Below are 22,076 nucleotides of genomic sequence, written 5' to 3'. Positions count from 1 at the left end.
CTAGCCCGCCATCATCATGTCAGCCGCGCCGGTCTCGATCGCTTGCACGCCGTGCTCGACGACGTTGTTCCGGCCACGGTGCTTGGCGGCGTAGAGCGCGGCGTCGGCGGCTTCGATGAGATCGCCGGGGCGCAAGGCCTCGTTGGGCTTAGCCGCGGCAACGCCGATCGAGACCGTGACGATCATGTGCGCGGAGGTGATGTGCGGCAGGCACAGCTTCAGCACGGCCGCACGCACCAGCTCGCCGATTTCCACGGCGCGGTTCACATCGGTGTTCGGCAGCAGCAGGCAGAATTCCTCCCCGCCATAGCGTGCCGCAAAGCCCATCGTGTCGGCGGCGATGCCGGACAGCGACTCGCCGAGGCGGGTCAGGCAGGAATCGCCTTCGAGATGGCCATAGGTGTCGTTGAACAGCTTGAAATGATCGACGTCGATCATCAGCAGCGCGAGGTCGCTGCCATATTGCTGCGCGCGCATCCACTCGAAGTCGAGCCGGCTCTGGAAGCCGCGCCGATTGGCGAGGCCCGACAGCATGTCGATCGAGGCCATCACCGTCAGCCGGTCGTTGCTCGCGATCAGCTCGCGCTCGCGCTGGCTCAGCTGCGCGGCCATGGCGTTGAACGCACGAGCCAGCGGCACGAACTCGGCCGGCAGGCGATTGCGCGCCGCGCGCGCCGACAGATCACCCTCGCCGAGACGCTTGGCCATGTCGGCGAGCATCTCGATCGGCTTGATGACGAGCTTCTCGGCGGCGATCAGCGCGCCGAGCAGGACGAACACGACGACGAAGGCGAGCTGGAGATAGGCGGTGCGAATGTCGCGGCTGACCGCCGCGGACACCTTGTCCTCGTCGATGCTGGCGATCAGGCGGGCATTTGTGCCGGCGATGCGGATATAGCTGACCGCGCGGCGTGAGCCGTCTGCGGCGAGGAAGGACAGCGAGCCTTCGTCCTGGTCAGAGCGCAGCGCACGATCGGCGATCGCAGACATCAGCGGCATGTTGTCGAGCGGACGGCCGACCGCGCTGTGCTGATCCGCCGGAGCCGCCAGCACGGTGCCTGCGCTGTCGACCAGCACCGCGGTGATACCGGCGCGGCCGCCCAGATTGCTCATCACCTTCGACATCCAGTCGAGGTTGACGGTGGCGAGAACGACGGCGTCGGATGCGCCGCTGAAGGCGGACACCGGATAGACCGCCATCACGGTTGGCGTCGATACGGGTCGCGACAGGATGAAATCGCTCAGCACGAAACGGCCGGTTTCCTGCGCCTGCTGAAAATAGGGCCGGTCGCTGAGGTCGAGGCCGACATACATGTTGTTGGTGGAGCATTGGATGCGTCCGTCCTGGCCTGCGATCAACAGCGTACGGATCCAGGGCAGGTTCGACGGCAGGCTCGCGCGCAGCACGTCGCAGCTCTTGCTGACGCCACCGGCGGAGGCGCGGATGAAAGCTTCCGATTTCAGGATGGTCTCGACCGACGAGATGACTTCGCGCTGCGCGTCGGCGCTGTGCCTTGCGACGGTGGTGAATTCGACCGTGGCCTGGGCGATCTGCCGGGTGCGGGTGTCTTCGAGCGAACGGATGCGCTCCAGCATCAAGGGCGCCACCAGAATCACCGCGAGCAACGCAAGCCGCGCCCGGATTCCGAGAACCTGCTTGAGTTTCGCTCGCTTGCGGTTGAGACTGATGCTTGCCATCTTCGCTACCCACCCCATGGGCCAAGGTAAAGCGAAGGGTTCAAAAACTCTTTCTTGAACTCGGTAAAATTGGACTTACCTCGGTTACGACCTTAATCAATCGACGTCATGACAGATCAAAACGCCGCGCCGGTAACCAGCCATTCACCAAACGCACTCGCCGCGGTCGAAGCCGAAATCGCCCGCGCCTGCAAGGATGCGCGCCGCGATCGCGCCGCCGTGACGCTGATCGCTGTGTCCAAGACGTTCGCCGCGGATGCAATTATCCCGGTCATCGAAGCCGGACAGCGTGTATTCGGCGAGAATCGGGTGCAGGAGGCCAAGGGCAAGTGGCCGGCGTTAACGACCGTTTACCCCGGCATCGCGCTTCATCTGATCGGACCGTTGCAATCCAACAAGGCGAAAGAGGCGGTTGCTCTGTTCGATGCCATCCATTCGGTCGACCGTCCGAGCATTTGCCAAGCGTTAGCCAAGGAAATCGAATCCCAGAACAAGCATCCGCAGCTGTTCGTCCAGATCAACACCGGGGAGGAGCCGCAGAAGGCCGGCATCGCGCCCGGCGAGGCCGACGCCTTTATCGCGAGCTGCCGCGACACTTATGGGCTGACGATCTCCGGGCTGATGTGCATCCCGCCGGTCGACGAACCGCCCGCGGCGCATTTCGCGCTCACCGCTAAGATCGCCGCGCGCAATGGATTGACCAATCTCTCGATGGGCATGAGCGCGGATTTTGCGACGGCGATCATGCTGGGCGCCACCCATGTACGGGTAGGCAGCGCGATCTTCGGGCACAGGTAGGGGCCGTTAGCGAGGACCGTGCCCCGCAACCGCTATTGATTTCGTCATTGCGAGCGCAGCGAAGCAATCCAGAGTGTCTCCGCGGTGGGACTCTGGATTGCTTCGTCGCAAGGGCTCCTCGCAATGACGGAACAAGGTGCATCGTCGACACGCACTCTCGTGTCCCGGACAAGCTGCAACGCTAAAGCGTTGCAGCGCAGAGCCGGGACCCAGAGCAACACGGTACAGTGCGGCGAAATAGGCCCCGGCTCAGCAGCGCACCGCTAAGGGCGTTGCGCTACGTCCGGGGCACGAGCGGCGAAGCGCGGCGCTCACAACGACAGCGGAATATTGGGCCGCCTAAACGAACCCGACCGACACCTTGCCCAACACACCAAAGTCCGCCGCAAACTGATCCCCGGCCGCAATCGGCAGCGGCGGATGGCACGTGCCTGTCGTCACCACCTGCCCTGCCCGCAAGGTGATGCCGAGTCCGGAGAGCTCGTTGGCAAGCCAGGCGAGCGCAACGCGGGGATCGCCGAGCACGTTCTTGCCGTGGCCGATATAGCGCTCGCCACGCAGGGTGATCTGCGGCCGCTCCTCGACCAGATCCATCGCGCGCCAGTTCGCAGTCGTCGCCGCGCCCAGCACGAACAGATGCGCGCAAGCATTGTCGGCGATCAGCTGCGCCTCGCCGGCGCTTGCGAAATCGGCAAAGCGCGAATCGGGAATCTCGATCGCGGGATGAAAGCTCTCGACGGCGGCCAGAACCTCGTCGACGGGATACGACGTGGCGCGCGGCGGCAAGTCGCGCCCCATCCGGAAAGCGAATTCCGGCTCGCCGACGCGCATCTCGTTGCCCCTCATCGACGCGGTGCCGCCATCCGCGATCACGGTGTCGCTCATGATGCGTCCGGCCAAGGGTCCCGTGACGTTGATGTGCTTCTGTCCGGACGAGCTCGTGGCCGCGATCTTCCAGCCGAACAATTGTCCGCGCGACAATGTTTCGAGGCCGGCCTGAACGGCATAGCCCTCAGTGCGGCTCTGCGGCCGCAGGCGCCCTTCCAGAGCGTCGAGCTTGGAACCGTCGCGCCAATGTTGAAAGAGGATGCGCGATGCGGCGGCGGTCTGATCCTTGTCGAGCATGTGTCCTCACCCGATGATGATTCTTGTTTTTGGTCCCAGCCGTCGCAGCAATTGTAGCATCGCCGCCCTGGTCATCGAGACGCAGCCGGCTGTCGGGCCGAAATTGTCGCGGGCCAGGTGCAGGAACACCGCGCTACCGCGGCCGGCGACGCGCGGCCTCGTGTTGTGGTCGATTTCGATGATGAAGTCATAGAGATGGTCGGCGCGCTTGAGCCGGTCACCGCCCTGCCCCTCGCGAAGCCGGATTCCCTGGTTGTAATGTCGGTCCCTAGGATCCTCGCACCAGGCGTCCTCGCCGGTGATGGTCCGGGTCGGCAGGAAGCTCTGCGGGCGGCTGTGCCGGTCGCCCCGCCACCACAATTTCCTGGGACGGAAGCTGCCCCGGGGCGTGCCGCCGTCGCCCTCGCGCTTGTTGGCGAGGATGCCGCCCCTCCCCAGTGCGACCGGGATGGTCAGCGATCCCGCCGTCAGCCAGCCTCGGCGCGGATTCCCGGCTGCAGGCTTAACGCGGATCGCGGAGAGCGGTCTGGCACTTCGATTCATGGTGTAACCAACTGAAGCCGCTTTGTTTTTCATGTGAACGTGCAATGTCGAATTCATTACAGGACATTCATCGAAACGCCCTGCTATTCTGAGTTAGAGTGCTTCTGGCTTGTGAATCGGCGACAGCCCACTACTTCAACACGAACAACAATAACAACAGCGACCCCCTAAACTTCCCCTCACGGCTGGGTGCAGCATGGATGCGCGCCGAGTCGGACCCCAAAAGGATGACCCCCTATGGCCAATGCCCGCAAGATCCTGATCGTGGATGACGATACCGATCTGCGCGACACGTTGGTGGAGCAATTATCGCTACACGAAGAATTCGAAGCCTCCGCCGTCGATACCGGCGCCAAAGGTGCGAGCGCCGCCAAGGCCAATGCCCCCGATCTCGTTCTGATGGATGTCGGCCTGCCCGACACCGACGGTCGCGAGGTGGTCCGCTCCTTGCGCAAGGGCGGCTTCAAGGCCCCGATCATCATGCTGACCGGGCACGACACCGATTCCGACACGATTTTGGGGCTGGAATCCGGCGCCAACGACTATGTGGCGAAGCCCTTCCGCTTCGCGGTCCTGCTGGCCCGCATCCGCGCCCAGCTCCGCCAGCACGAGGCCAGCGAGGACGCGGTGTTCTCGGTCGGCCCCTACTCCTTCCGCCCCGGCTCCAAAATGCTTACCGCCGCCAATGCGCGCAAGGTGCGGCTGACGGAGAAGGAAACCGCCATCCTCCGCTTCCTTTACCGCGCCGGCCAGATGCCGGTGTCGCGCGAGACCCTGCTCCAGGAGGTCTGGGGCTATAATTCCGGCGTCACCACCCACACGCTGGAAACCCACATCTACCGTCTGCGCCAGAAGATCGAGAAGGATGCCGCCAACCCGGAAATCCTGGTCACCGAAGCCGGTGGCTACAAGCTGGTGCCGTGATACGCTCGAAGGGCGTGCGAATCGTTTTAGATCGCATGCCCTTGAGCCTCGGATCTGAATGTCAATCGACGACGACGTAGCGCTTCTCGAGCGAGTCCCGACACTGCGCCTGTTGGGCGACGCCTCGTTGCGCATGCTGGCGATCGGCTCCGAGCAGCGCGACTTCGTCCGCGGCGACACCCTGTTCAATCTGGGCGACGACGCCGATGCCGGCTTCGTGGTCCAGCGCGGCGCCTTCCGGGTCGAGGACGGCGCCGGTGCCGAAATGATCGCCGGTCCCGGCGCGTTGATCGGCGAGCTCGCCCTGGTGGTGCCGATGAAGCGGCCGTCGAGCGCGATCGCGCTGGAGCATTCCTCCGTCATCCGCGTCGCCCGCAGCCTGTTCCAGCGCGTGCTTGAAAGCGATCCCGCCGCCGCCGTGCGCCTGCGCGACGAATTCGCGGTGCGCTCAAGTCAGATTGCGAGCGATATCCTGATGGCCGGTGCGAAGCTGACGTCGTAGCTTTCTCTGCCCGTCATTCCGGGCTCGCGACTTCGTCGCGCCCCGGAATGACGACGGAGGCCTAAACCTCCAGCGTCACCGTCACGGGCACATGGTCCGACGGACGTTCCCAGCTCCGCGCATCGCGCAAAATCCTGAAATCGCTGACCGCGTCCTTCAACGCGCGCGAAACCCAGATGTGGTCGAGCCTGCGGCCACGATCGCCGACGGTCCAGTCGGCGGAGCGGTAGCTCCACCAGGTGTAGACCTTCTCCGACATCGGAATGCGGTCGCGCGCGACGTCGATCCACTCGCCGGCCTCGAGCGCAGCCTTCAGCTTCTCGGTTTCAACAGGCGTATGCGAGACCACCTTCAGAAGCTGCTTGTGCGACCACACGTCGTTCTCGTGCGGGGCGACGTTGAGGTCGCCGACCAGGATGTGCCTGTCATCGCCGCGCGGATGCAGCGGCTCGCACGCCTTCATCTCGTCGAGGAAGCGAAGCTTGTGGTCGAATTTCTCGTTCAGCGCGGGATCGGGAATGTCGCCGCCGGCGGGCACGTAGAAATTATGCAGCACCAGCGGTTTTGCGATGTTGGCCTTCGCGCCGAAGGACACGGAGATGTGGCGCGAATCCACCTTGTCGCAGAAAGTGCGGATGTCCGTGGACTCGAACGGAATCTTCGAGACGATGGCAACGCCGTGATAGCCCTTCTGCCCGTTCAGTGCGACGTGCTCATAGCCGAGCCGCTTGAAGCGCTTCAGCGGAAAGGCATCGTCGATGCACTTGGTCTCCTGAAGGCACAGCACGTCCGGCCGCGCGCTCTTGAGGAATTTCGCGACCAGGTCGATGCGCAGGCGCACCGAATTGATGTTCCAGGTTGTCAGGGAAAAACGCATGGGAAATGCGTCTTAGCAAGCTCTCGCAGGGCGGGCAAAGGTGCAAAGCGCCGTGCCCACTGTCTTTTAGGCATGCCAGAGCGAAGTCTCTCGTGACCCGGGCGCAGCGCAGCACGTCAGTGATGCGCTGCTGAACCGGGGCCCATCTCGCCGCACACTGGGTCCCGGCTCTGCGCTCCGCTTCGCTGCGCTCGTCCGGGACACGAGATCGCCTATCCCGGCGCCGGGCCGTAATTGGTGAAGTCGATCTTGAACATGCCGGGATCGAGCTTCTTGCTCGAATCCAGATTGTAGACCGCGATCGTGGTGTCGTAGCCCTGCGGGTCGGTGACGGTCCATTGCTTCAGCTGGCCGTCCTTGGCGCCGAACATCAGCAGCAGACGGCTGGTGCCGACCAGCGCCTGCTTCTCCTCGATGGTGACGCTGACGAAGACGTCGTCGGCGGAGACGCCAACCACGTTGGTGTCCTTCATCAGATCGATGCGGTCCGACAGCAGGAAGCGCAGCGGCGTCTGCGACAGCGGATAGACGTCCTGCGTCGCGAGCTTGCGGTCGCGCACGACCAGCGACGATCCGTCGGCGACGATGTCGATCGGGCTCGGCGCGTCATATTCGAACCGCACCTTGCCGGGCTTCTGGATGTAGAAATCGCCCTGCGTCTTGCTGCCGTCGGGACCGACCTGAACGAAATTTCCGACCAGCGTCTGCAGCGAGGACAGATAGGCGCTGACCTTGGCCGCTTGTGCCTTCTGGTTGGCATCGAAGGTCTGGAAGATGCTGCTCGGCACGTTGCGGCGCGGATCCGGGATCACCGGATTCGGCGGCGGTTGCGTCGCGCCGGTGACAGTGGGTCCGCCGCCTCCGGCTTGAGCACCATCGCGGCCCTTCGGTGCGGGCTTCGGCACCGGGACGTTCTGCGCGAAGGACGAGGCGGTCACCATCGCGGCGGTGACGAGCAGCACGCCCGCCACGCGCGCGCTTCGCGCAGCGATGGTGGCAGCGAATCGAATGTCCGGATGTCTGATCAACGCGTCGTCCTGTATGGCTAGGCGCCTTTTAGCGTGATTTCGGGCAAAAGCAGATATCGATTTTGCGTGAAATGATGTGTCGAGGTGACTGCCTCACATATGGCTGTCTTCTTCCTCGACCAGAATCTCGCGCTTGCCGGCGTGGTTGGCGGGTCCGACGATGCCTTCCAGTTCCATGCGTTCCATCAGCGATGCGGCGCGGTTGTAGCCGATCTGCAGGCGGCGCTGGATGTAGCTGGTCGAGGCCTTGCGGTCGCGTTTGACGATCGCAACGGCCTGCTGGAAGAGATCCCCGCCGCCGTCTGCGCCCATGCCGCTGGCGTCGAACACGGCGCCGCCGTCCTCGTCCTCGCTGGGCTCTTCGGCCGTGACCGCCTCGAGATATTCCGGCTGGCCCTGCGTCTTGAGGTGACGCACCACCTTCTCGACTTCCTCGTCGGAGGCAAAAGGTCCGTGCACGCGGCTGATGCGGCCACCGCCGGCCATATAGAGCATGTCGCCCTGGCCGAGCAGCTGCTCGGCGCCCATCTCGCCCAGGATCGTACGGCTGTCGATCTTGGACGTGACCTGGAAGGCGATGCGGGTCGGGAAGTTCGCCTTGATGGTGCCCGTGATGACGTCGACGGACGGGCGCTGCGTGGCGAGGATCACGTGCAGACCGGCGGCGCGCGCCATCTGGGCGAGGCGTTGCACCGCGCCTTCGATGTCCTTGCCGGCGACCATCATCAGGTCGGCCATTTCGTCGACGATGATGACGATGTAGGGCAGCGGATCGAGCGAGAGCTTCTCTTCCTCGTAGATCGCCTTGCCGGTTTCCTTGTCGAAGCCGGTGTGCACCGTGCGCGTCGGCTCTTCGCCCTTGGCCTTCAGCTCGAGCAGGCGCGTGTTGTAGCCGTCGATGTTGCGGACACCGAGCTTGGCCATGTTCTTGTAGCGCTCTTCCATCTCGCGCACGGCCCATTTCAGCGCGACCACCGCCTTCTTCGGGTCGGTCACGACGGGCGTCAGCAGATGCGGAATGCCGTCATAGACGGAGAGTTCGAGCATCTTGGGATCGACCATGATGAGGCGGCACTGGTCCGGACGCAGCCTATAGACCAGGCTGAGGATCATGGTGTTGATGGCGACCGATTTGCCGGAGCCGGTGGTGCCGGCGATCAGCATGTGCGGCGTGCGGGCGAGGTCGATGATGACGGGATCGCCGCCGATGGTCTTGCCGAGGCAGAGCGGCAGCTTCGCGACCGTGTCGGTCGCTTCCTTCGCGACCAGCAGCTCGCGCAGATAAACCTTCTCGCGATGCGCATTCGGCAATTCGATGCCGATGGCGTTGCGGCCGGGCACGACGGCGACGCGCGCCGACAGCGCACTCATCGATCGCGCGATGTCGTCGGCAAGCCCGATCACGCGCGAGGACTTGATGCCGGGCGCGGGCTCGAGCTCGTACAGCGTGACCACGGGGCCCGGATTGGCTTTCACGATCTCGCCGCGCACACCGAAATCCTGCAGCACACCTTCGAGCGAACGCGAATTGGTTTCCAGCTCGGCCTTGCTGAGCGGCTGGCGATCGCCGGCCTTCGGTGCGGCCAGCATGGAGACGGAGGGCAGATCGAACTTGTCGGAGGATTTCTTGGCAGGAGCCTTCGGCGCCGCCTTCTTGCGCGGAGCGCGCGCGACGGGCTCTTCCTCTTCCTCCGCCTCTTCGTCCTCTTCCTCGTGCTGATCCTCGTAGTCCTCGTCTTCGTCCTCGGCGTGCGGCGAGATCGAAGGCGCGGCGCGGCCGCCGCCGAGATTCGGCTCCTGGCGGCTGAAGCTGGCGGCCTTGGTCTTCGGTCCGCTCGAAACCAGCGAGCGGTAGGCGGCGCCACACAGCCAGATCAGCCGTGCCTTCGTGCTCATCAGCGCATGGAACAGCCAGCCCAGCGACACCGAGCCGCGATCACTCTCCTCGTCTTCGTCGAGCGGCTTGTCGTCCTCCTCGATATCAGGGAGTTCGTCATGCTCGCGCGCGCCGAGGCCGCAGGCCATCAGGAAGGTCGCCGTCATCGCGGCAAACAGGATCATGCCCAGCACGATGCGATAGATCGTGCCTGCGGGTCCGAAAATCACCGCGGGCGCGCGCACGAGGGCATCGCCGACCACGCCGCCGAGGCCGGTCGGCAGCGGCCATGCACCGCCATGCGGCCAGCAACTGACGAACCCCGCCGCGATCACCGTGCAGAGAATCCACGAACCGAGCCGCAGCGCTTCGCGATCGAACGGGCGATGCGTCATCATGCGCCAGCCCCAGACCGCGACGGTCAGGACCAGCATGATCGCGCCGAGTCCGAGGATCTGCATCGCGAGGTCGGCGCCGATCGCGCCAGCATAGCCGAGGATGTTGCGGATCGGCCGCGAGGTTGCATGGCTGAGGCTGGGGTCCTGCACCGACCAGGTCATCAGCGCGGCCGAGGCGACGCCTGCCAGCGCGATCAGGCCGAGGCCGCTGAGCTCACGCATGCGCCGCGCCAGACCCTCGCGGATCGACGGCGGCAGATGGCCGACCAGTGGAATGACACGTTCGATTGCCGACATGCTCACGGGCCCCGCCTAACCCAGAGTCTCGACCAGGCGATGCAGTGCCTGCGCCGTGGTCTCGCCATCCTGCACCAGCGCGAGGCGAATATAGCCCGCACCGGGATTGAATCCGTCAGGCTGCTGCCGCGCCAAAAAGCTGCCGGGCACCACGCGCACGCCTGCTTCCTTGAAGAGCTTCAGACACACCGACACGTCGTCGCCGATCTCGGACGTGTTGAGCCAGACGCAGAAGCCGGCATCGGGCCGGCGATAGCCGTAGCGATTGCCGATGATCTGGTCGGCGAGATCGAACTTGATCCGGTAGAGCCTGCGGTTCTCCTCGACATGCGCTTCGTCGCCATAGGCGAAGGTCGCGACATGCTGGAGCGGCACCGGCACCTGGGGCGCTGCGATGTTGCGCAGCTCGAGGAACATGCCGATGAATGTCTTGTCGCCGGCGGCGAAGCCGACGCGCAGGCCCGGCAGGTTCGAGCGCTTCGACAACGACTGGAACGCGGCCACGCGGGTGAAATCAGGGCCGGCACATTCGAGCGCGCTGCCCGGTGCCTCGCGCGTGTAGATCTCCGAATAGCATTCGTCGCTGAGGATCATGAAGCCGTAGTGGTCGGCAAGGCTCTTCAGGCGTGTGAAGTAATCGCGCGAGGCGACCGAGCCCTGCGGGTTGGCCGGCGAGGCCAGATAGAACGCCACGGTGCGCGCCAGCGTCGCCTCGTCGATCGCGTCGAGGTCGGGCAGGAAGCCGTTCTCGACCGTGGTCGGCAGATAGACCGGCTCGCACGCGGCGGCGAGGGCGCCGGCGCCGTACACCGGATAGAACGGGTTCGGCATCAGGATAGCGGGCTTGCCGGGGCGCGGGCCGACATAGCGCGCGGCTGCGATTGCGGCGAGGAAGAGCCCCTCCCGGCTGCCGTTGAGGACGAGAATCTCGCCTTTGGGGTCGATCGGCCGCGGCAGCTTGAAGCGCGACGACAGCCAGGTGCTTGCGGCCTGGCGGAACGGGTCGGTGCCCTGGTTCATCGGGTAGCGGCCGAAATCGGCGATGTGCTTGGCCAGCACCGGGCCGACGAAATCAGGCACAGGATGCTGCGGTTCGCCGACTGCAAGCGAAATCAAGGGCTTGCCAGGCTGATGCGGCGCCAGCAGCTCGTTCAGCCGGACGAAGGGGGAGCGTCCGCCATCGGAGCTTCCACGGACCTGCGGCGCACGGGATGAAGCGGTCATGACCATTCTGGGCGCCAGTACTCTTGGAACGGCCGGTCGCAGCACGGCGCCGGCGGGAAAGCGGTTCGGTTCACCATAGATAGGGCGAGGTTAAGACGCGATTAACCATCGACCGCCGCCTCCGTCCAGAGCAGGAATATTGAGCCCGAATAACAACGGGATGCGAGGCTATTGGGGTTAGACCTGGTTCCGCGGCCTCCCCCGCTTGCGGAGGAGGGAACGCACCGTCATGCGGCCTCAGTGCCCCGGCAGCTTCTCGAACGTCTTCATGCCGGCGGGGATCGCATGAAATTCCTGCATGTCGCAGGTGTAGATCGCCATCTGCGGATGGAACTGGGCCGGATCGTCCAGCGTGCCGACCTTCAGGACCACGGCGGGCAGGCCCGGAACCTTGGTCACCAGATGGGTGCCGCATTCGGCGCAGAATTCACGCGTGACCGCGCGTTCGAGGTCCTTGCGGGTGAACTGCTTGGGCTGACCCTTGGTGTAGCTGAAGCCGGCCACCGGCATCGCGATGAAGGTGTTGGGCGCGCCGCCCGAGATGTACTGGCACTCGCGGCAATGACACTGGGCCTGCATCATCGGGTCGCCCTCGGCCTTGTAGCGCACTTCGCCGCAATAGCATCCGCCTTCCAAACGCATGACGACCTCCCGATTGTTGTTCTTGAGGTCGATATTTCTGCGCTGCGGGCCCGGAATGGCAATCTTTTTCTTCTCCCGCATCCGGCAAAAAGAAAGGGGCTCCAGCTCGCGCTGGAGCCCCTCAACGGTCAGGGCATTGCCGGGTATGTGCCCGAACCGTAGTTCTGGGCGCGATCTCCGAGGAGACCGCGCCCGGGAGGAGTTACATGTTGTAGGCGCGCTCGGTGTGCTCGGTGATGTCGAGGCCTTCACGCTCGCTCTCGACATTGGTGCGCAGACCGACGATCACGTCGACGACCTTGTAGAGGATCGCCGAACCGATGCCCGACCACACCAGCGTGGTGCCGACGCCCCAGATCTGGGACATCATCTGCGCCGCGAAGTCGTAGTCGGCGACCTTCGGCGGGATCGCGGTGTAGTCGATGATGCCGGCGCCGCCGAGCGCGGGGTTGACGAGAATGCCGGTGCCGAGGGCGCCGACGATGCCGCCGACGCAGTGCACGCCGAACACGTCGAGGCTGTCATCGTAGCCGAGCGCGTTCTTCACGACGGTGCAGAAGAACAGGCAGACCACGCCGACGATGAGGCCGAGGACGATCGCGCCCATCACGCCGGAGAAGCCGGCGGCGGGGGTGACGGCCACGAGACCCGCGACAGCGCCGGAGATGACGCCGAGCACCGACGGATGACCCTTGATGATCCACTCCGCGAACATCCACGACAGCGCGGCGGCTGCGGTGGCGACGAAGGAGTTGGTCATGGCAAGCGCAGCGCCGCCATTGGCTTCGAGGTTGGAGCCGGCGTTGAAGCCGAACCAGCCGACCCAGAGCAGCGAGGCGCCGATCATCGACATCGTCAGCGAGTGCGGAGCCATCAGCTCCTTGCCGTAGCCGACGCGCTTGCCGATCAGCAGAGCGCCGACGAGGCCTGCGATGCCGGCGTTGATGTGCACCACGGTGCCGCCAGCGAAGTCGATCGCGCCCTTCTTGAAGATCCAGCCGGCGTCGGCGTTGATCTCGTCGAGCTTGGCCTGCGCCGCGGTCTTCGCCGCCGCATCAGTAGCCGCAGCCAGAGCCTTGGCAGCGTCCTGGATCATGTCCGGGCCGGGCCAGTACCAGACCATGTGCGCGATCGGGAAGTAGATCAGCGTGACCCAGAGCGGGATGAACAGGGCGATCGCCGAGAACTTCATGCGCTCGGCGAAGGCGCCGACGATGAGGGCGGGCGTGATCGCCGCGAAGGTCATCTGGAAGCACATGTAGATGAGCTCCGAGATGTTGGCGTCGACCGAGAAGGTCGCCGCCTTCGAGTCGGTGGTGACGCCCATCATGAAGGCCTTGGAGAAGCCGCCGATGAAGTCGGAGCCGCCGGTGAAGGCGAGACTGTAGCCGTACACGGCCCAGATCACGGTGACGACGCAGACGGTGTAGAACACCTGCATCAGCACCGAGAGCATGTTCTTGGAACGGACGAGGCCGCCATAGAACAGCGCGAGGCCGGGGATCGTCATCAACAGCACCAGCACTGTCGATGTCAGCATCCAGGCGTTGTCTCCCTTGTTGACCGTTGGCTCGGCGTAGGCTGCGGTCGCAGCGAACAGGCCGGCTGCGAGAGCCGCCAATCCCGCGCCATAGGGACGCTTGAACGTCATATTATTCACTCCTGATTGGATAAGGTTGAGCGCGAAATCAAAGGGCCGCGGCATCGGCCTCGCCGGTGCGGATGCGCACTGCGTGGTCGAGGTTGATGACGAAGATCTTGCCGTCGCCGATCTGTCCGGTTTTCGCAGCAGACGTGATGGCGTCGATGGTCTTGTCGACCTGGTCGGAGGCGACAGCGACCTCGATCTTGATCTTGGGCAGGAAGCTCACGGCATATTCGGCGCCGCGATAGATTTCCGTATGGCCTTTCTGGCGGCCATATCCCTTGACTTCCGTCACCGTGAGACCATGAACGCCGATGGCGGTCAGGGCGTCACGGACTTCTTCCAGCTTGAATGGCTTGATAATCGCCATAACAATTTTCATGGGTCCTATCCCCGCTTGGGCCCGGTCCGGACATGGCCGGGCGTTCTCGACTGGTTCGCCACGAGGGAGAAGTTCACTACGCGGGCACAGCCAGGACCCTTAGAATCAAATGCCGTGCCAGATCGGGCGCGTTGCCTAACGGACTATGAGAACGGGGGTTTTCGCGTTCGACGGCTATTGCGCTGCAGTGCGCTATTCCGTCGCGCTCAAAACGTGGTCAGGTCTGCTCAAAACACGGGCAGGACAGGCTGCCGACACAATGTTGCTCATGTGTCGGGCAGCGTTACGGTATCTTGATACAGGAGAAAGCTCTGGAAGGGCTTGGCCGCGCCGCGAAATATCAAGTCACTGGGGCCTGTGCCCACTGGATGCGCGTAAGTGCTGACCTGCCCGGCGAGACGAGCCGCTTGGGAGAGCACCCGGTTGGGACCGCCGCCGGATCGTCAGGCGGCCTCTCGTTCCGCGAAGACCCTGTCGACCAGGCCCCACTCGACCCCCTGCTGCGCGGTCATGAAGTGATCGCGGTCCAGGGTTCGCTCCACCTCCTCCTCGGTGCGTCCGCAATGCTGCGCATAGAGCCGGGTGATGCGCCGCTTGGTTTCCTGCATCTCGTTGGCATGGATCAGGATGTCGGACGCCTGGCCCTGGAAGCCGCCGAGCGGCTGATGCACGTGAAGGCTCGCATTGGGCAGCGCGGCGCGGTGACCGGGCTCGCCGGCCATCAGCAGAAACGAGCCCATGGAGCGCGCGGTGCCCATGCACAGCGTATGGACCGGCGCCTTGATGAACTGCATCGTGTCGTACATCGCAAGGCCAGAGGTGACCACGCCGCCATAGGAGTTGATGTAGAGGTTGATCGGCCTGTTCGGATTCTCCGCCTCCAGGAACAAGAGCTGTGCGCAGACCAGCCCGGACATCGCGTCATTGACCTCGCCGTTGAGGAAGATGATGCGTTCGCGCAAGAGGCGCGAGTAGATGTCGAAGGATCGCTCGCCGCGCGCGGATTGCTCGACGACCATAGGGACGAGCTGAAGCATGTCGCGCATCGGCGACCTCCATGTCTGCAGGTGATGAAGTCTTTGTTGGTGCTAGGCCGCTGCGCGCATCAGGCAGCAATTGCTGTTGGCCGGCTGCGGCAGCTTTGCGCTGATATCGCAGGCCTGCTGGATGATACGAAAGCGCGTGCCGCCATCCTCGTTCGGCTCGAGCCGGAAGATGACATGGCTTTCGCGAAACGGCGGTTCGGAATCGCGCAGCCGGTAGCGCACCTCTTCGTTTACGATCGTTGATTCCGGCTCGACGCCGGCAAGGTCGCAATCCGGCAGCCAGCGCTCACGCAAAGCCGGAATGGTCACCGCGCGCCACACCTTTGCCGGCGGCGCATCGAATTCAAATTCGAGCACGAGGTTTGCGTCGGGGCGATCAGGCTTCACGGCGTCGCTCATTGATCCAGATCCTTATTGATCCATGTCCTTCAGGAGGTCAGCGAGTGCTTCCATGCGCTTCGGCCAGTAGGCGCGATAACGCGCGAGCCATGCCCCGATGGCAGCGATTCCGTCCGGATCGACTTCGTAATTCACAAAGCGGCCCTGCCGCTCTTCGCGCACGAGGCCTGCCGCGCGCAGCACCGAAAGATGTTGCGACATTGCCGGCTGGCTGATCTCCAGGCCGTCGCGCAAGGCGCTCGCATTCAGGCTTCCGCCCGCGAGCTTCTCAAAGACCTTGCGGCGCGTCGGATCCGCCAGCGCCTTGAAGATATCGGCTTCGATCATGACAACACATAAGCATGTGCTTATGTGTCGTGCAAGCCCTTATTGCAAGGCTTCGCCGTGCTGCGAAATATCGAGACCTTCGAGCTCGTGCTCACGGGATACGCGCAAGGGCACGAACAGGCCGACCAGCTTGAGCAGGATGAAGCTCACGCCTGCCGACCAGACGAAGGTGACGGCGACGCCATAGAACTGGATCAGCAGCTGCTGCGGGTGGCCCTCGATCAGGCCGGCGGTGCCGCCGATGGCGCTGGTCGCGAATACGCCGGCGAGCAGGGTCCCGGTCAGGCCGCCGATGCCGTGGACGCCGAACACGTCGAGCGAATCGTCATAATTGAAGCGGTGCTTCAGCCAGGTGCAGGCCCAATAGCAGACAGCACCGGCGAGGATTCCGATGACGATGCCGTGCCAGGGCGCCACGAAGCCGGAGGCCGGCGTGATGGTGCCGAGCCCGGCGACCGCGCCGGAGATCATGCCGAGCACGGACGGCTTGCGCCGGGTCGACCATTCAATCGCGCCCCAGGTCAGCGCGCCCGAGCAGGCGGCGAGGTGGGTGGCGATGATCGCCATCACAGCGCGTGAATTGGCCGCGCCCGCCGAGCCGCCGTTGAAGCCGAACCAGCCGACCCACAACAGGCCGGTGCCCATCACCGCAAGCGACAGGTCGAACGGCGAGAGATTTTCGGTGCCGTAGCCGTGGCGCCGCCCCATCACCTTCGCCGCAACGAGACCGCCGGTGCCGGCCGACAGATGCACCACGAGACCGCCCGCGAAATCCAGCACGCCCATGCTGTTGAGGAAGCCGCCGCCCCAGACCCAATGCGCCAGCGGAATGTAGACGAAGATGAACCAGGCGACGGAGAACAGGAGATAGGCGGAGAACCGCATCCGGTCGGCGACCGAGCCCGCGACCAGCGCCACCGTGATGATGGCGAACGTCATCTGGTACAGCATGAACAGCGCTTCCGGGATGGTCTTCGCGGCCGGATTGACGCTGTCCATGGTCATGCCGGCGAGAAACCAGCGGTCGAGCGTGCCGATCCACGGGCCGTCGCCGACGAAGCACAGCGAGTAGCCGAACGCGACCCAGAGGATGGAGATCATGGTCACGGCGGCAAGGCTCTGTGCCATGGTGGCGAGCACGTTCTTCTTGCGCACCATGCCGGAATAGAACAGCGCAAGCCCCGGGATCGTCATCATCAGCACCAGCGCGGTGGCGACGATCATCCAGGCCGTGTCGGCCGTGTTGATCTCGGAATCCGCTGCATATGCAGGCGCGGCCATCAGCAGCGCAAATCCGATCGGCGCAGCCATCGAGGCTGCGCGTCGCAACATTCCCGCCATATCGTTCCCCCCGGCATCAATTGGCGTCGCACGATCCGGCGTCGTTGCCCGGTGCGATCGAAGAAGATCGAAGCGTCTTCAAGCGAGGTGGATAGCGGCTCGCGCGAAGAAAACGCGTCGAAACAAGAATCTAGAGCGCGTCGCTGTCGGTCTCGCCGGTGCGGATGCGTAGCGCGTGGTCGATCGGCGTGACGAAGATCTTGCCGTCGCCGATCTGCCCCGTGCGCGCGGTCGCGGTGATCACGTTGACCGCCTTGTCGGCGACGTCAGAGGCGACCGCGATCTCGATGCGCAGCTTCGGCAGGAAGTTCACGACATATTCGGCGCCGCGATAGATCTCGGTGTGGCCCTTCTGGCGGCCGTAGCCCTTCACCTCGGTCACGGTCATGCCGTGGACGCCGATCGATGTCAGGGCCTGGCGGACCTCATCGAGCTTGAAGGGTTTGATGATCGCGACGACGAGCTTCATGGTCAGGCCTATTCCCCGGGATGCGCCGCGCCGTATGTCCCCGGCGCTGCGTCAATCTGGCATCTTTCCGGGCAAATGGCACAAAAAAGTTGCAGATTGAAGCGGAAAAACGTTTGGCCAGGGGCGGTCATGTGAACGGCCGCCTCTGTACAGGGCAACCGTTCATCCTTCAGAATGCATTTTCGGCATGGATGCGGTGAACCCAAGCGTCCCGGCTGGTACAAAAGTATGTTTGAGGGGGACGTTTCATGGCGAGTTGGTTCTACGCATCCGAGGGCAAGCAGCAGGGGCCCTTTCCGGAAGGGCAATTCCGCGATCTCGTCGCCCAGGGCGTCGTGCGCCCGGATACGCTGGTGTGGACCGAAGGCATGGCGGGCTGGCAGAAGGCTGCCGAAATCCCCGGTCTGGTCGGCGGTGGCGGCGCGCCGCCGATGATTCCGTCGGGTGGCCCGCCGATGATGGGCGGTGGTGGCTATGCGGGCGGTGGCGCCGGCGGAGGATCGCTGTCGGTCGATTTCGGCATCCTCGACTTCACCTGGCGCACGCTCGTGCTGGCGATCGGCTCGTGCTTCGTCATCCCGGTGCCGTGGCTGTTCGTCTGGTACACCAAATGGATCGTGCCCTGCATCAAGGTTCCCGGACGGCCCAATCTCAGCTTCACCGGCAGTGCGATGACGCTGGTGCCCTGGTTCTTCGGCTTCATCGTCCTTGCGATCGCGATCGGCTTCATCGGCAGTTCGTTGCTGAGCAATCTGCTCTTCATTGTCCAGCTCGTGCTCTACTGGCTCCTGATCAAATGGATGGTCGCGAACCTCGCTTCGAACGGGCAACCGCTGGGCCTGAGCTTCACCGGCTCGATCTGGGCCTATATCGGCTGGAATCTGCTGTTTGCGATTTCCATCATCACCATCGTCGGCTGGGCCTGGGTCGCTGCAGCTCAGATGCGCTGGTTCTGCCGTAGCATCGAAGGCACGCGGCGCGAGATCGTGTTCAAGGGCTCGGGCCTCGACATCCTCTGGCGCGGCATCGTCGCTGCGATCCTGTGCAGCCTGATCATTCCTATTCCGTGGGTGTACCGCTGGATCATGAACTGGTTCGCCTCGCAGACCGAGCTCGCTCCGCGGGGCGCGCAGTCGCGCATGTAACGGCCGCTGGCTTTCGGTAGCGAGCAGACGAGATGTCGAATCGACTCTGGTTTCATGCATCCGAGGGCCAGCAGAAGGGGCCGTTCTCCGAGGCGCAGTTCCGCGATCTGATCGCCCGGGGAATCGTGCGATCAGACACGCTGGTCTGGACCGACGGGATGGCGGGCTGGCAAAAGGCCGGCGCGGTCCCCGGTCTGGTACCCGGCGGATCGCCGGTTTCGAGCGGCGACGGGCGGGGTCGGCTGTCGGTGGACTTGCCGCTGTGGTCGTTCCTGGGATGGTGCATCCTGCTGGTGATCGGCAACGCCGTTGTTGTGCCGGCTCCCTGGACCGCCACCGGCTATTACCGCTGGCTGTTCCCGCGCGTCCAAGTCCCGCAGCGGCCGAACATCAGCTTCACCGGGCAGGTCGGCGACATCTGGTACGTCTTCATCGCGCTGGCGCTGGTGGGCTACGCGGGACTTTTCGGCGACCTGTTTCAGCTTGTGGGAATCCCGATCCAGGCCTTCCTGTCCTGGATGGTCCTGCGCTGGGTCGTCGCCAATATCAGCTCGAACGGTCAGCCGATTCCGATGACGTTCAACGGCAGCCCCTGGGTCTTCATCGGCTGGCAGGTGCTGATGTTTCTCGCCGTGCTCACGATCGTCGGCTGGGCCTGGGTCATGGCCGCATGGATGCGCTGGATCTGTCTCAACATCGCGGGCACGCGGCGCGAGATGATCTTCGTCGGCACCGGACTGCAACTGCTGTGGCGAACCTGGGCATTCGCTTTCGGGTGTCTTCTGATCATCCCGATTCCGTGGCTGTTGCGCTGGTACTTCACGTGGACCATGACGCAATTCGAGCTCGTGGAGCGCGTAGCGCCTCAGGCGTGAATGGTAAGCTGCGGGGCGATCGTCTCCGCAACCGTGCGCATGTCGCGCGCGAGTGAGAGCGAGGTCGCGCGGTCGAGCTGGCTGCCGAGGCCGACGGCCGCGATGGTGTGCGAGATCGTTCCCTTTGCGTTGAGGACTGGGACGGCGACGATGGTCACGCCGGCGATGTAATTGCCGCGATCGATGCTGAAGCCCTGCTTGCGCACCTGATCGACTTCCTTGCGCCAGGCATCATAGGTCGGCGCGCTATTCCAGCGCAGCAGGCGAAAGCGCTTTTCGATCTCCTTCTCCGGCTGGCCGCTGAAGGCGGCGACACAGCGGCCCGTGGCACTGATCAGCGCCGGAAAGCGGCTGCCGATGTCGACATGAAGCCGCACCGGCGCCTGGCTGCGCGCCAGCGCGACCACGATCATGTTGTCGAGATCGGGCACCTCGACGCCAATCGCGGTGATGCCGTAGCGACTTGAAAGCTCCTCGAGCCTGGGCCGCAGAAGGCTGGGAAAATCGGCATGCTCGAGCACGGCGCGCGCCAGCGGCAGCATGCCGACGCCGAGGCTGTAGCGCTTGGTCTGCGGATCGACCTGCAGCAAATCCTCCGCCAGCAACGCGCGCACGATGTGCAGCGCGGTGCTCGGCACCAGTTCGAGACTCTCCGCAATCGCCTTCAGACTCTGCGGCGAGGGACTGCGGCTGAGCAGGCGGAGGATGGCGACGGCACGTGTCACTGCAGGCACGGCGCGAACGCGGGGTGATTTGGGATTCGGCATGATCGTATCGGTACAACAGCGGCCTGGGTGCAACAACAGCGTCTCGTCGCGGCAAAGCTCATCACCGCATCGATCTGCCTCGTCCGCAGCGCGCGCGGCAGCGCCGGCCGCGATCCCCATGAATTGTACATATACAATCTCATACGCTATTTGACAATTAACCTGTCCTCGGTATCTTGCCGGTCATGAGCAAGCTGACCGACTTCACGAGCTACGCCGCCGCGCAGACGATCTTCTCCCCGGAGAAGCTCTGGGATTTGTTCAACGGCAATCGCGCGCAGCTGAACATCGCCCATGAGTGCATCGACCGGCACGCCGGCCGTTCCAACCCGGCCGTGATCGTCGTTCGCGCCGATGGGCCGGACGAAGTGCTCAGCTTCGCCGAGCTCGCGGAAGCATCCTCGCGCTTCGCGCATGATCTGGTGAGCCGCGGCATCCAGGCCGGCGATCGCGTCGCGGTCATGCTCGAGCCCTCGCGTGCGTTCTATGTCGCGGTGTTCGGCGCCATGAAGGCCGGCGCCATCGCCGTGCCGCTGTTCACGCTGTTCGGGCCCGACGGCGTCAAGCTGCGCGTCGACGACTGCAAGCCACGGCTGATCGTGACGAACGCCGAGAAGGCGCAGCTCCTCGCCGCCACCGGCCCCGAAGTCGTCGTCGCCGACGATGCATTCCTGGACGGGCTGCAACGTTTCGCGCCGCACTTCACGCCCGACACGGCGGCCGACGCGATGGCGCTGTTTCAATATACGTCGGGCACGACGCGCGAATTGCCCGAAGCGGTCAAGCACACCCATCGCTCGATCGTCACGCTGATGGTCGCGGCGTTGTACGGCACCGGCCTGCGCCCGGGCGATCGCTTCATCTGCCCGTCATCGCCGGCCTGGGGGCATGGGCTCTGGCACGGCACGCTCGCGCCGCTGGCGCTCGGCATCACCGTCGGCGCCTATGCCGGCAAGTTCAATCCGGAGCGGCTGCTGGCTGCGCTCGAGCAGCACCGGTTCACCAATATCTCGGCCGCCGCGACGCATTACCGCATGATGCGCAATTCGGGCGCGGCGCCGCGCTACCGCTACGCGCTCGAGAAGATGTCGTTTACCGGCGAGCCGATCGACAGCGAGACCTCCGCCTTCATCAGCGACACGTTCGGCCATGAGGTGTGCAGCATGTACGGCACCACCGAGATCGGCGTGATCCTGGTGAGCTATCCCGGTGCACGCGATTTCGTCGTCAAGCCGGGATCCCTCGGCAAGCCGATTCCCGGCGGGCGCGTCGAGGTTCAGGACGCAGAAGGCAAGCCCTGCGCGACCAACGTCACCGGCGAGCTCAAGGTCTGGCGCCGTGGCGAGTGGATCGCGACCAAGGATCTCGGCCGCATCGACGAGGACGGCTATTTCTACCATGGCGGCCGCGCCGACGACGTCATCATCTCCGCCGGCTGGACCATGAGCGCCGTCGAGATCGAGGACGCGATCCTGAAGCATCCGCAGGTGCGCGAAGCCGCCGCCATCGGCGTTCCCGATGCCCTGCGCGGACAGGTGGTGAAGGCGTTCGTGGTCACGGAGCGGCCGGGCGACACGTCCTTCGAGCACGAGATCCAGGACGTCGTGCGCCAGCGCCTCAGCCATCACGAATATCCGCGTCTGGTCAGCTTCGTCACGGAGCTGCCGAAGACGCCGGCCGGCAAGGTCAACCGCAAGGTGCTGCGAGACCGTGAACAGGCCGCCAGGCAATCAGAAGCAACGAATTGA

At 64.4% G+C, this 22,076-nt stretch carries 22 protein-coding genes; 6 read left to right on the top strand and 16 right to left on the bottom strand.

Annotated elements, in window-relative coordinates; all coding sequences use genetic code 11:
* Entirely contained in the window at positions 1-1,698 is a 1,698-nt protein-coding gene (locus tag Q0743_RS14890; RefSeq protein ID WP_298242283.1) for a diguanylate cyclase, read from the bottom strand.
* 108 nt (positions 1,699-1,806) lie between these two features.
* Here Q0743_RS14890 and Q0743_RS14885 point away from each other — a divergent pair, with 108 nt between their 5' ends.
* On the top strand, positions 1,807-2,496 hold the full coding sequence (locus Q0743_RS14885) for a YggS family pyridoxal phosphate-dependent enzyme (RefSeq protein WP_298242282.1): 690 nt from the start codon (positions 1,807-1,809) through the stop codon (positions 2,494-2,496).
* 339 nt (positions 2,497-2,835) lie between these two features.
* Here the strand turns inward: Q0743_RS14885 and Q0743_RS14880 are convergent, their stop codons facing one another.
* Both Q0743_RS14880 and Q0743_RS14875 read right to left on the bottom strand, forming a co-directional pair.
* Positions 2,836-3,621, bottom strand: coding sequence for a fumarylacetoacetate hydrolase family protein (locus Q0743_RS14880; RefSeq protein ID WP_298242281.1), 786 nt, complete (start codon positions 3,619-3,621; stop codon positions 2,836-2,838).
* A gap of 6 nt (positions 3,622-3,627) precedes the next feature.
* On the bottom strand, positions 3,628-4,164 hold the full coding sequence (locus Q0743_RS14875; protein WP_298242280.1) for a L,D-transpeptidase family protein: 537 nt from the start codon (positions 4,162-4,164) through the stop codon (positions 3,628-3,630).
* Positions 4,165-4,401: 237 nt separating this feature from the next.
* Between Q0743_RS14875 and Q0743_RS14870 the strand changes: the two genes are divergently transcribed.
* Both Q0743_RS14870 and Q0743_RS14865 read left to right on the top strand, forming a co-directional pair.
* On the top strand, positions 4,402-5,088 hold the full coding sequence (locus Q0743_RS14870) for a response regulator transcription factor (RefSeq protein WP_007598630.1): 687 nt from the start codon (positions 4,402-4,404) through the stop codon (positions 5,086-5,088).
* Positions 5,089-5,146: 58 nt separating this feature from the next.
* Entirely contained in the window at positions 5,147-5,590 is a 444-nt protein-coding gene (locus Q0743_RS14865; RefSeq protein WP_028133428.1) for a cyclic nucleotide-binding domain-containing protein, read from the top strand.
* A 61-nt stretch (positions 5,591-5,651) separates the two neighbouring features.
* Here the strand turns inward: Q0743_RS14865 and xth are convergent, their stop codons facing one another.
* From xth to Q0743_RS14805, 12 genes are all read right to left on the bottom strand, one after another.
* The gene (xth, locus tag Q0743_RS14860) at positions 5,652-6,467 is read right to left on the bottom strand and encodes an exodeoxyribonuclease III (RefSeq protein ID WP_298242279.1); all 816 of its coding nucleotides are present in this window, start codon (positions 6,465-6,467) and stop codon (positions 5,652-5,654) included.
* A 212-nt stretch (positions 6,468-6,679) separates the two neighbouring features.
* Positions 6,680-7,438 (bottom strand): outer membrane lipoprotein carrier protein LolA, encoded by a 759-nt coding sequence (locus Q0743_RS14855; RefSeq protein ID WP_298242337.1) that lies wholly within the window; start codon positions 7,436-7,438, stop codon positions 6,680-6,682.
* Between the two features lie 150 nt (positions 7,439-7,588).
* Entirely contained in the window at positions 7,589-10,072 is a 2,484-nt protein-coding gene (locus Q0743_RS14850; RefSeq protein WP_298242278.1) for a DNA translocase FtsK, read from the bottom strand.
* A gap of 9 nt (positions 10,073-10,081) precedes the next feature.
* A complete protein-coding gene (locus Q0743_RS14845; RefSeq protein WP_298242277.1) occupies positions 10,082-11,296 on the bottom strand; it encodes an aminotransferase class I/II-fold pyridoxal phosphate-dependent enzyme in 1,215 nt (404 codons plus the stop codon).
* 231 nt (positions 11,297-11,527) lie between these two features.
* On the bottom strand, positions 11,528-11,932 hold the full coding sequence (locus Q0743_RS14840) for a GFA family protein (RefSeq protein WP_298242276.1): 405 nt from the start codon (positions 11,930-11,932) through the stop codon (positions 11,528-11,530).
* A gap of 202 nt (positions 11,933-12,134) precedes the next feature.
* On the bottom strand, positions 12,135-13,583 hold the full coding sequence (locus tag Q0743_RS14835; protein WP_298242275.1) for an ammonium transporter: 1,449 nt from the start codon (positions 13,581-13,583) through the stop codon (positions 12,135-12,137).
* Positions 13,584-13,620: 37 nt separating this feature from the next.
* The gene (locus Q0743_RS14830) at positions 13,621-13,959 is read right to left on the bottom strand and encodes a P-II family nitrogen regulator (protein ID WP_008142813.1); all 339 of its coding nucleotides are present in this window, start codon (positions 13,957-13,959) and stop codon (positions 13,621-13,623) included.
* 443 nt (positions 13,960-14,402) lie between these two features.
* On the bottom strand, positions 14,403-15,005 hold the full coding sequence (locus Q0743_RS14825; protein ID WP_097660508.1) for an ATP-dependent Clp protease proteolytic subunit: 603 nt from the start codon (positions 15,003-15,005) through the stop codon (positions 14,403-14,405).
* 42 nt (positions 15,006-15,047) lie between these two features.
* Positions 15,048-15,404 (bottom strand): SRPBCC domain-containing protein, encoded by a 357-nt coding sequence (locus Q0743_RS14820; protein WP_298242274.1) that lies wholly within the window; start codon positions 15,402-15,404, stop codon positions 15,048-15,050.
* A gap of 12 nt (positions 15,405-15,416) precedes the next feature.
* Entirely contained in the window at positions 15,417-15,731 is a 315-nt protein-coding gene (locus Q0743_RS14815) for a helix-turn-helix transcriptional regulator (protein ID WP_298242273.1), read from the bottom strand.
* A 39-nt stretch (positions 15,732-15,770) separates the two neighbouring features.
* Positions 15,771-17,072: an ammonium transporter gene (locus Q0743_RS14810; RefSeq protein WP_298242272.1), complete on the bottom strand. Its 1,302-nt coding sequence runs from the start codon at positions 17,070-17,072 to the stop codon at positions 15,771-15,773.
* A 130-nt stretch (positions 17,073-17,202) separates the two neighbouring features.
* Entirely contained in the window at positions 17,203-17,541 is a 339-nt protein-coding gene (locus tag Q0743_RS14805) for a P-II family nitrogen regulator (protein ID WP_298242271.1), read from the bottom strand.
* A gap of 248 nt (positions 17,542-17,789) precedes the next feature.
* Here Q0743_RS14805 and Q0743_RS14800 point away from each other — a divergent pair, with 248 nt between their 5' ends.
* Positions 17,790-18,686, top strand: a complete 897-nt coding sequence (locus Q0743_RS14800; protein WP_298242270.1) for a DUF4339 domain-containing protein — start codon at positions 17,790-17,792, stop codon at positions 18,684-18,686.
* 32 nt (positions 18,687-18,718) lie between these two features.
* Positions 18,719-19,561: a DUF4339 domain-containing protein gene (locus tag Q0743_RS14795; protein WP_298242269.1), complete on the top strand. Its 843-nt coding sequence runs from the start codon at positions 18,719-18,721 to the stop codon at positions 19,559-19,561.
* Here Q0743_RS14795 and Q0743_RS14790 read toward each other — a convergent pair.
* Entirely contained in the window at positions 19,552-20,328 is a 777-nt protein-coding gene (locus Q0743_RS14790) for an IclR family transcriptional regulator (protein WP_298242268.1), read from the bottom strand. The genes Q0743_RS14795 and Q0743_RS14790 overlap by 10 nt on opposite strands.
* Before the next feature lie 185 nt (positions 20,329-20,513).
* On the opposite strand from Q0743_RS14790, the gene Q0743_RS14785 reads away from it, so the two are divergent.
* Entirely contained in the window at positions 20,514-22,076 is a 1,563-nt protein-coding gene (locus Q0743_RS14785; RefSeq protein ID WP_298242267.1) for an acyl-CoA synthetase, read from the top strand.

The sequence above is a fragment of the uncultured Bradyrhizobium sp. genome (genome assembly GCF_936943645.1).
GTDB lineage: Bacteria > Pseudomonadota > Alphaproteobacteria > Rhizobiales > Xanthobacteraceae > Bradyrhizobium.
Note: the sequence above shows the minus strand (reverse complement) of the source record. Positions and strands in the feature narration are given on the sequence as shown.

Excerpts from the sequence above, each read along its gene's own strand:
- Q0743_RS14795 (WP_298242269.1), top strand. The coding sequence starts at position 18,719 with ATGTCGAATCGACTCTGGTTTCATGCATCCGAGGGCCAGCAGAAGGGG.
- Q0743_RS14875 (WP_298242280.1), bottom strand. The coding sequence starts at position 4,164 with ATGAATCGAAGTGCCAGACCGCTCTCCGCGATCCGCGTTAAGCCTGCA.
- Q0743_RS14800 (WP_298242270.1), top strand. The coding sequence starts at position 17,790 with ATGGCGAGTTGGTTCTACGCATCCGAGGGCAAGCAGCAGGGGCCCTTT.
- Q0743_RS14820 (WP_298242274.1), bottom strand. The coding sequence starts at position 15,404 with ATGAGCGACGCCGTGAAGCCTGATCGCCCCGACGCAAACCTCGTGCTC.
- Q0743_RS14825 (WP_097660508.1), bottom strand. The coding sequence starts at position 15,005 with ATGCGCGACATGCTTCAGCTCGTCCCTATGGTCGTCGAGCAATCCGCG.
- Q0743_RS14845 (WP_298242277.1), bottom strand. The coding sequence starts at position 11,296 with ATGGTCATGACCGCTTCATCCCGTGCGCCGCAGGTCCGTGGAAGCTCC.
- Q0743_RS14840 (WP_298242276.1), bottom strand. The coding sequence starts at position 11,932 with ATGCGTTTGGAAGGCGGATGCTATTGCGGCGAAGTGCGCTACAAGGCC.
- Q0743_RS14805 (WP_298242271.1), bottom strand. The coding sequence starts at position 17,541 with ATGAAGCTCGTCGTCGCGATCATCAAACCCTTCAAGCTCGATGAGGTC.
- Q0743_RS14830 (WP_008142813.1), bottom strand. The coding sequence starts at position 13,959 with ATGAAAATTGTTATGGCGATTATCAAGCCATTCAAGCTGGAAGAAGTC.
- Q0743_RS14810 (WP_298242272.1), bottom strand. The coding sequence starts at position 17,072 with ATGGCGGGAATGTTGCGACGCGCAGCCTCGATGGCTGCGCCGATCGGA.
- Q0743_RS14885 (WP_298242282.1), top strand. The coding sequence starts at position 1,807 with ATGACAGATCAAAACGCCGCGCCGGTAACCAGCCATTCACCAAACGCA.
- Q0743_RS14865 (WP_028133428.1), top strand. The coding sequence starts at position 5,147 with ATGTCAATCGACGACGACGTAGCGCTTCTCGAGCGAGTCCCGACACTG.
- Q0743_RS14790 (WP_298242268.1), bottom strand. The coding sequence starts at position 20,328 with ATGCCGAATCCCAAATCACCCCGCGTTCGCGCCGTGCCTGCAGTGACA.
- Q0743_RS14815 (WP_298242273.1), bottom strand. The coding sequence starts at position 15,731 with ATGATCGAAGCCGATATCTTCAAGGCGCTGGCGGATCCGACGCGCCGC.
- Q0743_RS14870 (WP_007598630.1), top strand. The coding sequence starts at position 4,402 with ATGGCCAATGCCCGCAAGATCCTGATCGTGGATGACGATACCGATCTG.
- Q0743_RS14785 (WP_298242267.1), top strand. The coding sequence starts at position 20,514 with ATGAGCAAGCTGACCGACTTCACGAGCTACGCCGCCGCGCAGACGATC.
- Q0743_RS14880 (WP_298242281.1), bottom strand. The coding sequence starts at position 3,621 with ATGCTCGACAAGGATCAGACCGCCGCCGCATCGCGCATCCTCTTTCAA.
- Q0743_RS14835 (WP_298242275.1), bottom strand. The coding sequence starts at position 13,583 with ATGACGTTCAAGCGTCCCTATGGCGCGGGATTGGCGGCTCTCGCAGCC.
- Q0743_RS14890 (WP_298242283.1), bottom strand. The coding sequence starts at position 1,698 with ATGGCAAGCATCAGTCTCAACCGCAAGCGAGCGAAACTCAAGCAGGTT.
- xth (WP_298242279.1), bottom strand. The coding sequence starts at position 6,467 with ATGCGTTTTTCCCTGACAACCTGGAACATCAATTCGGTGCGCCTGCGC.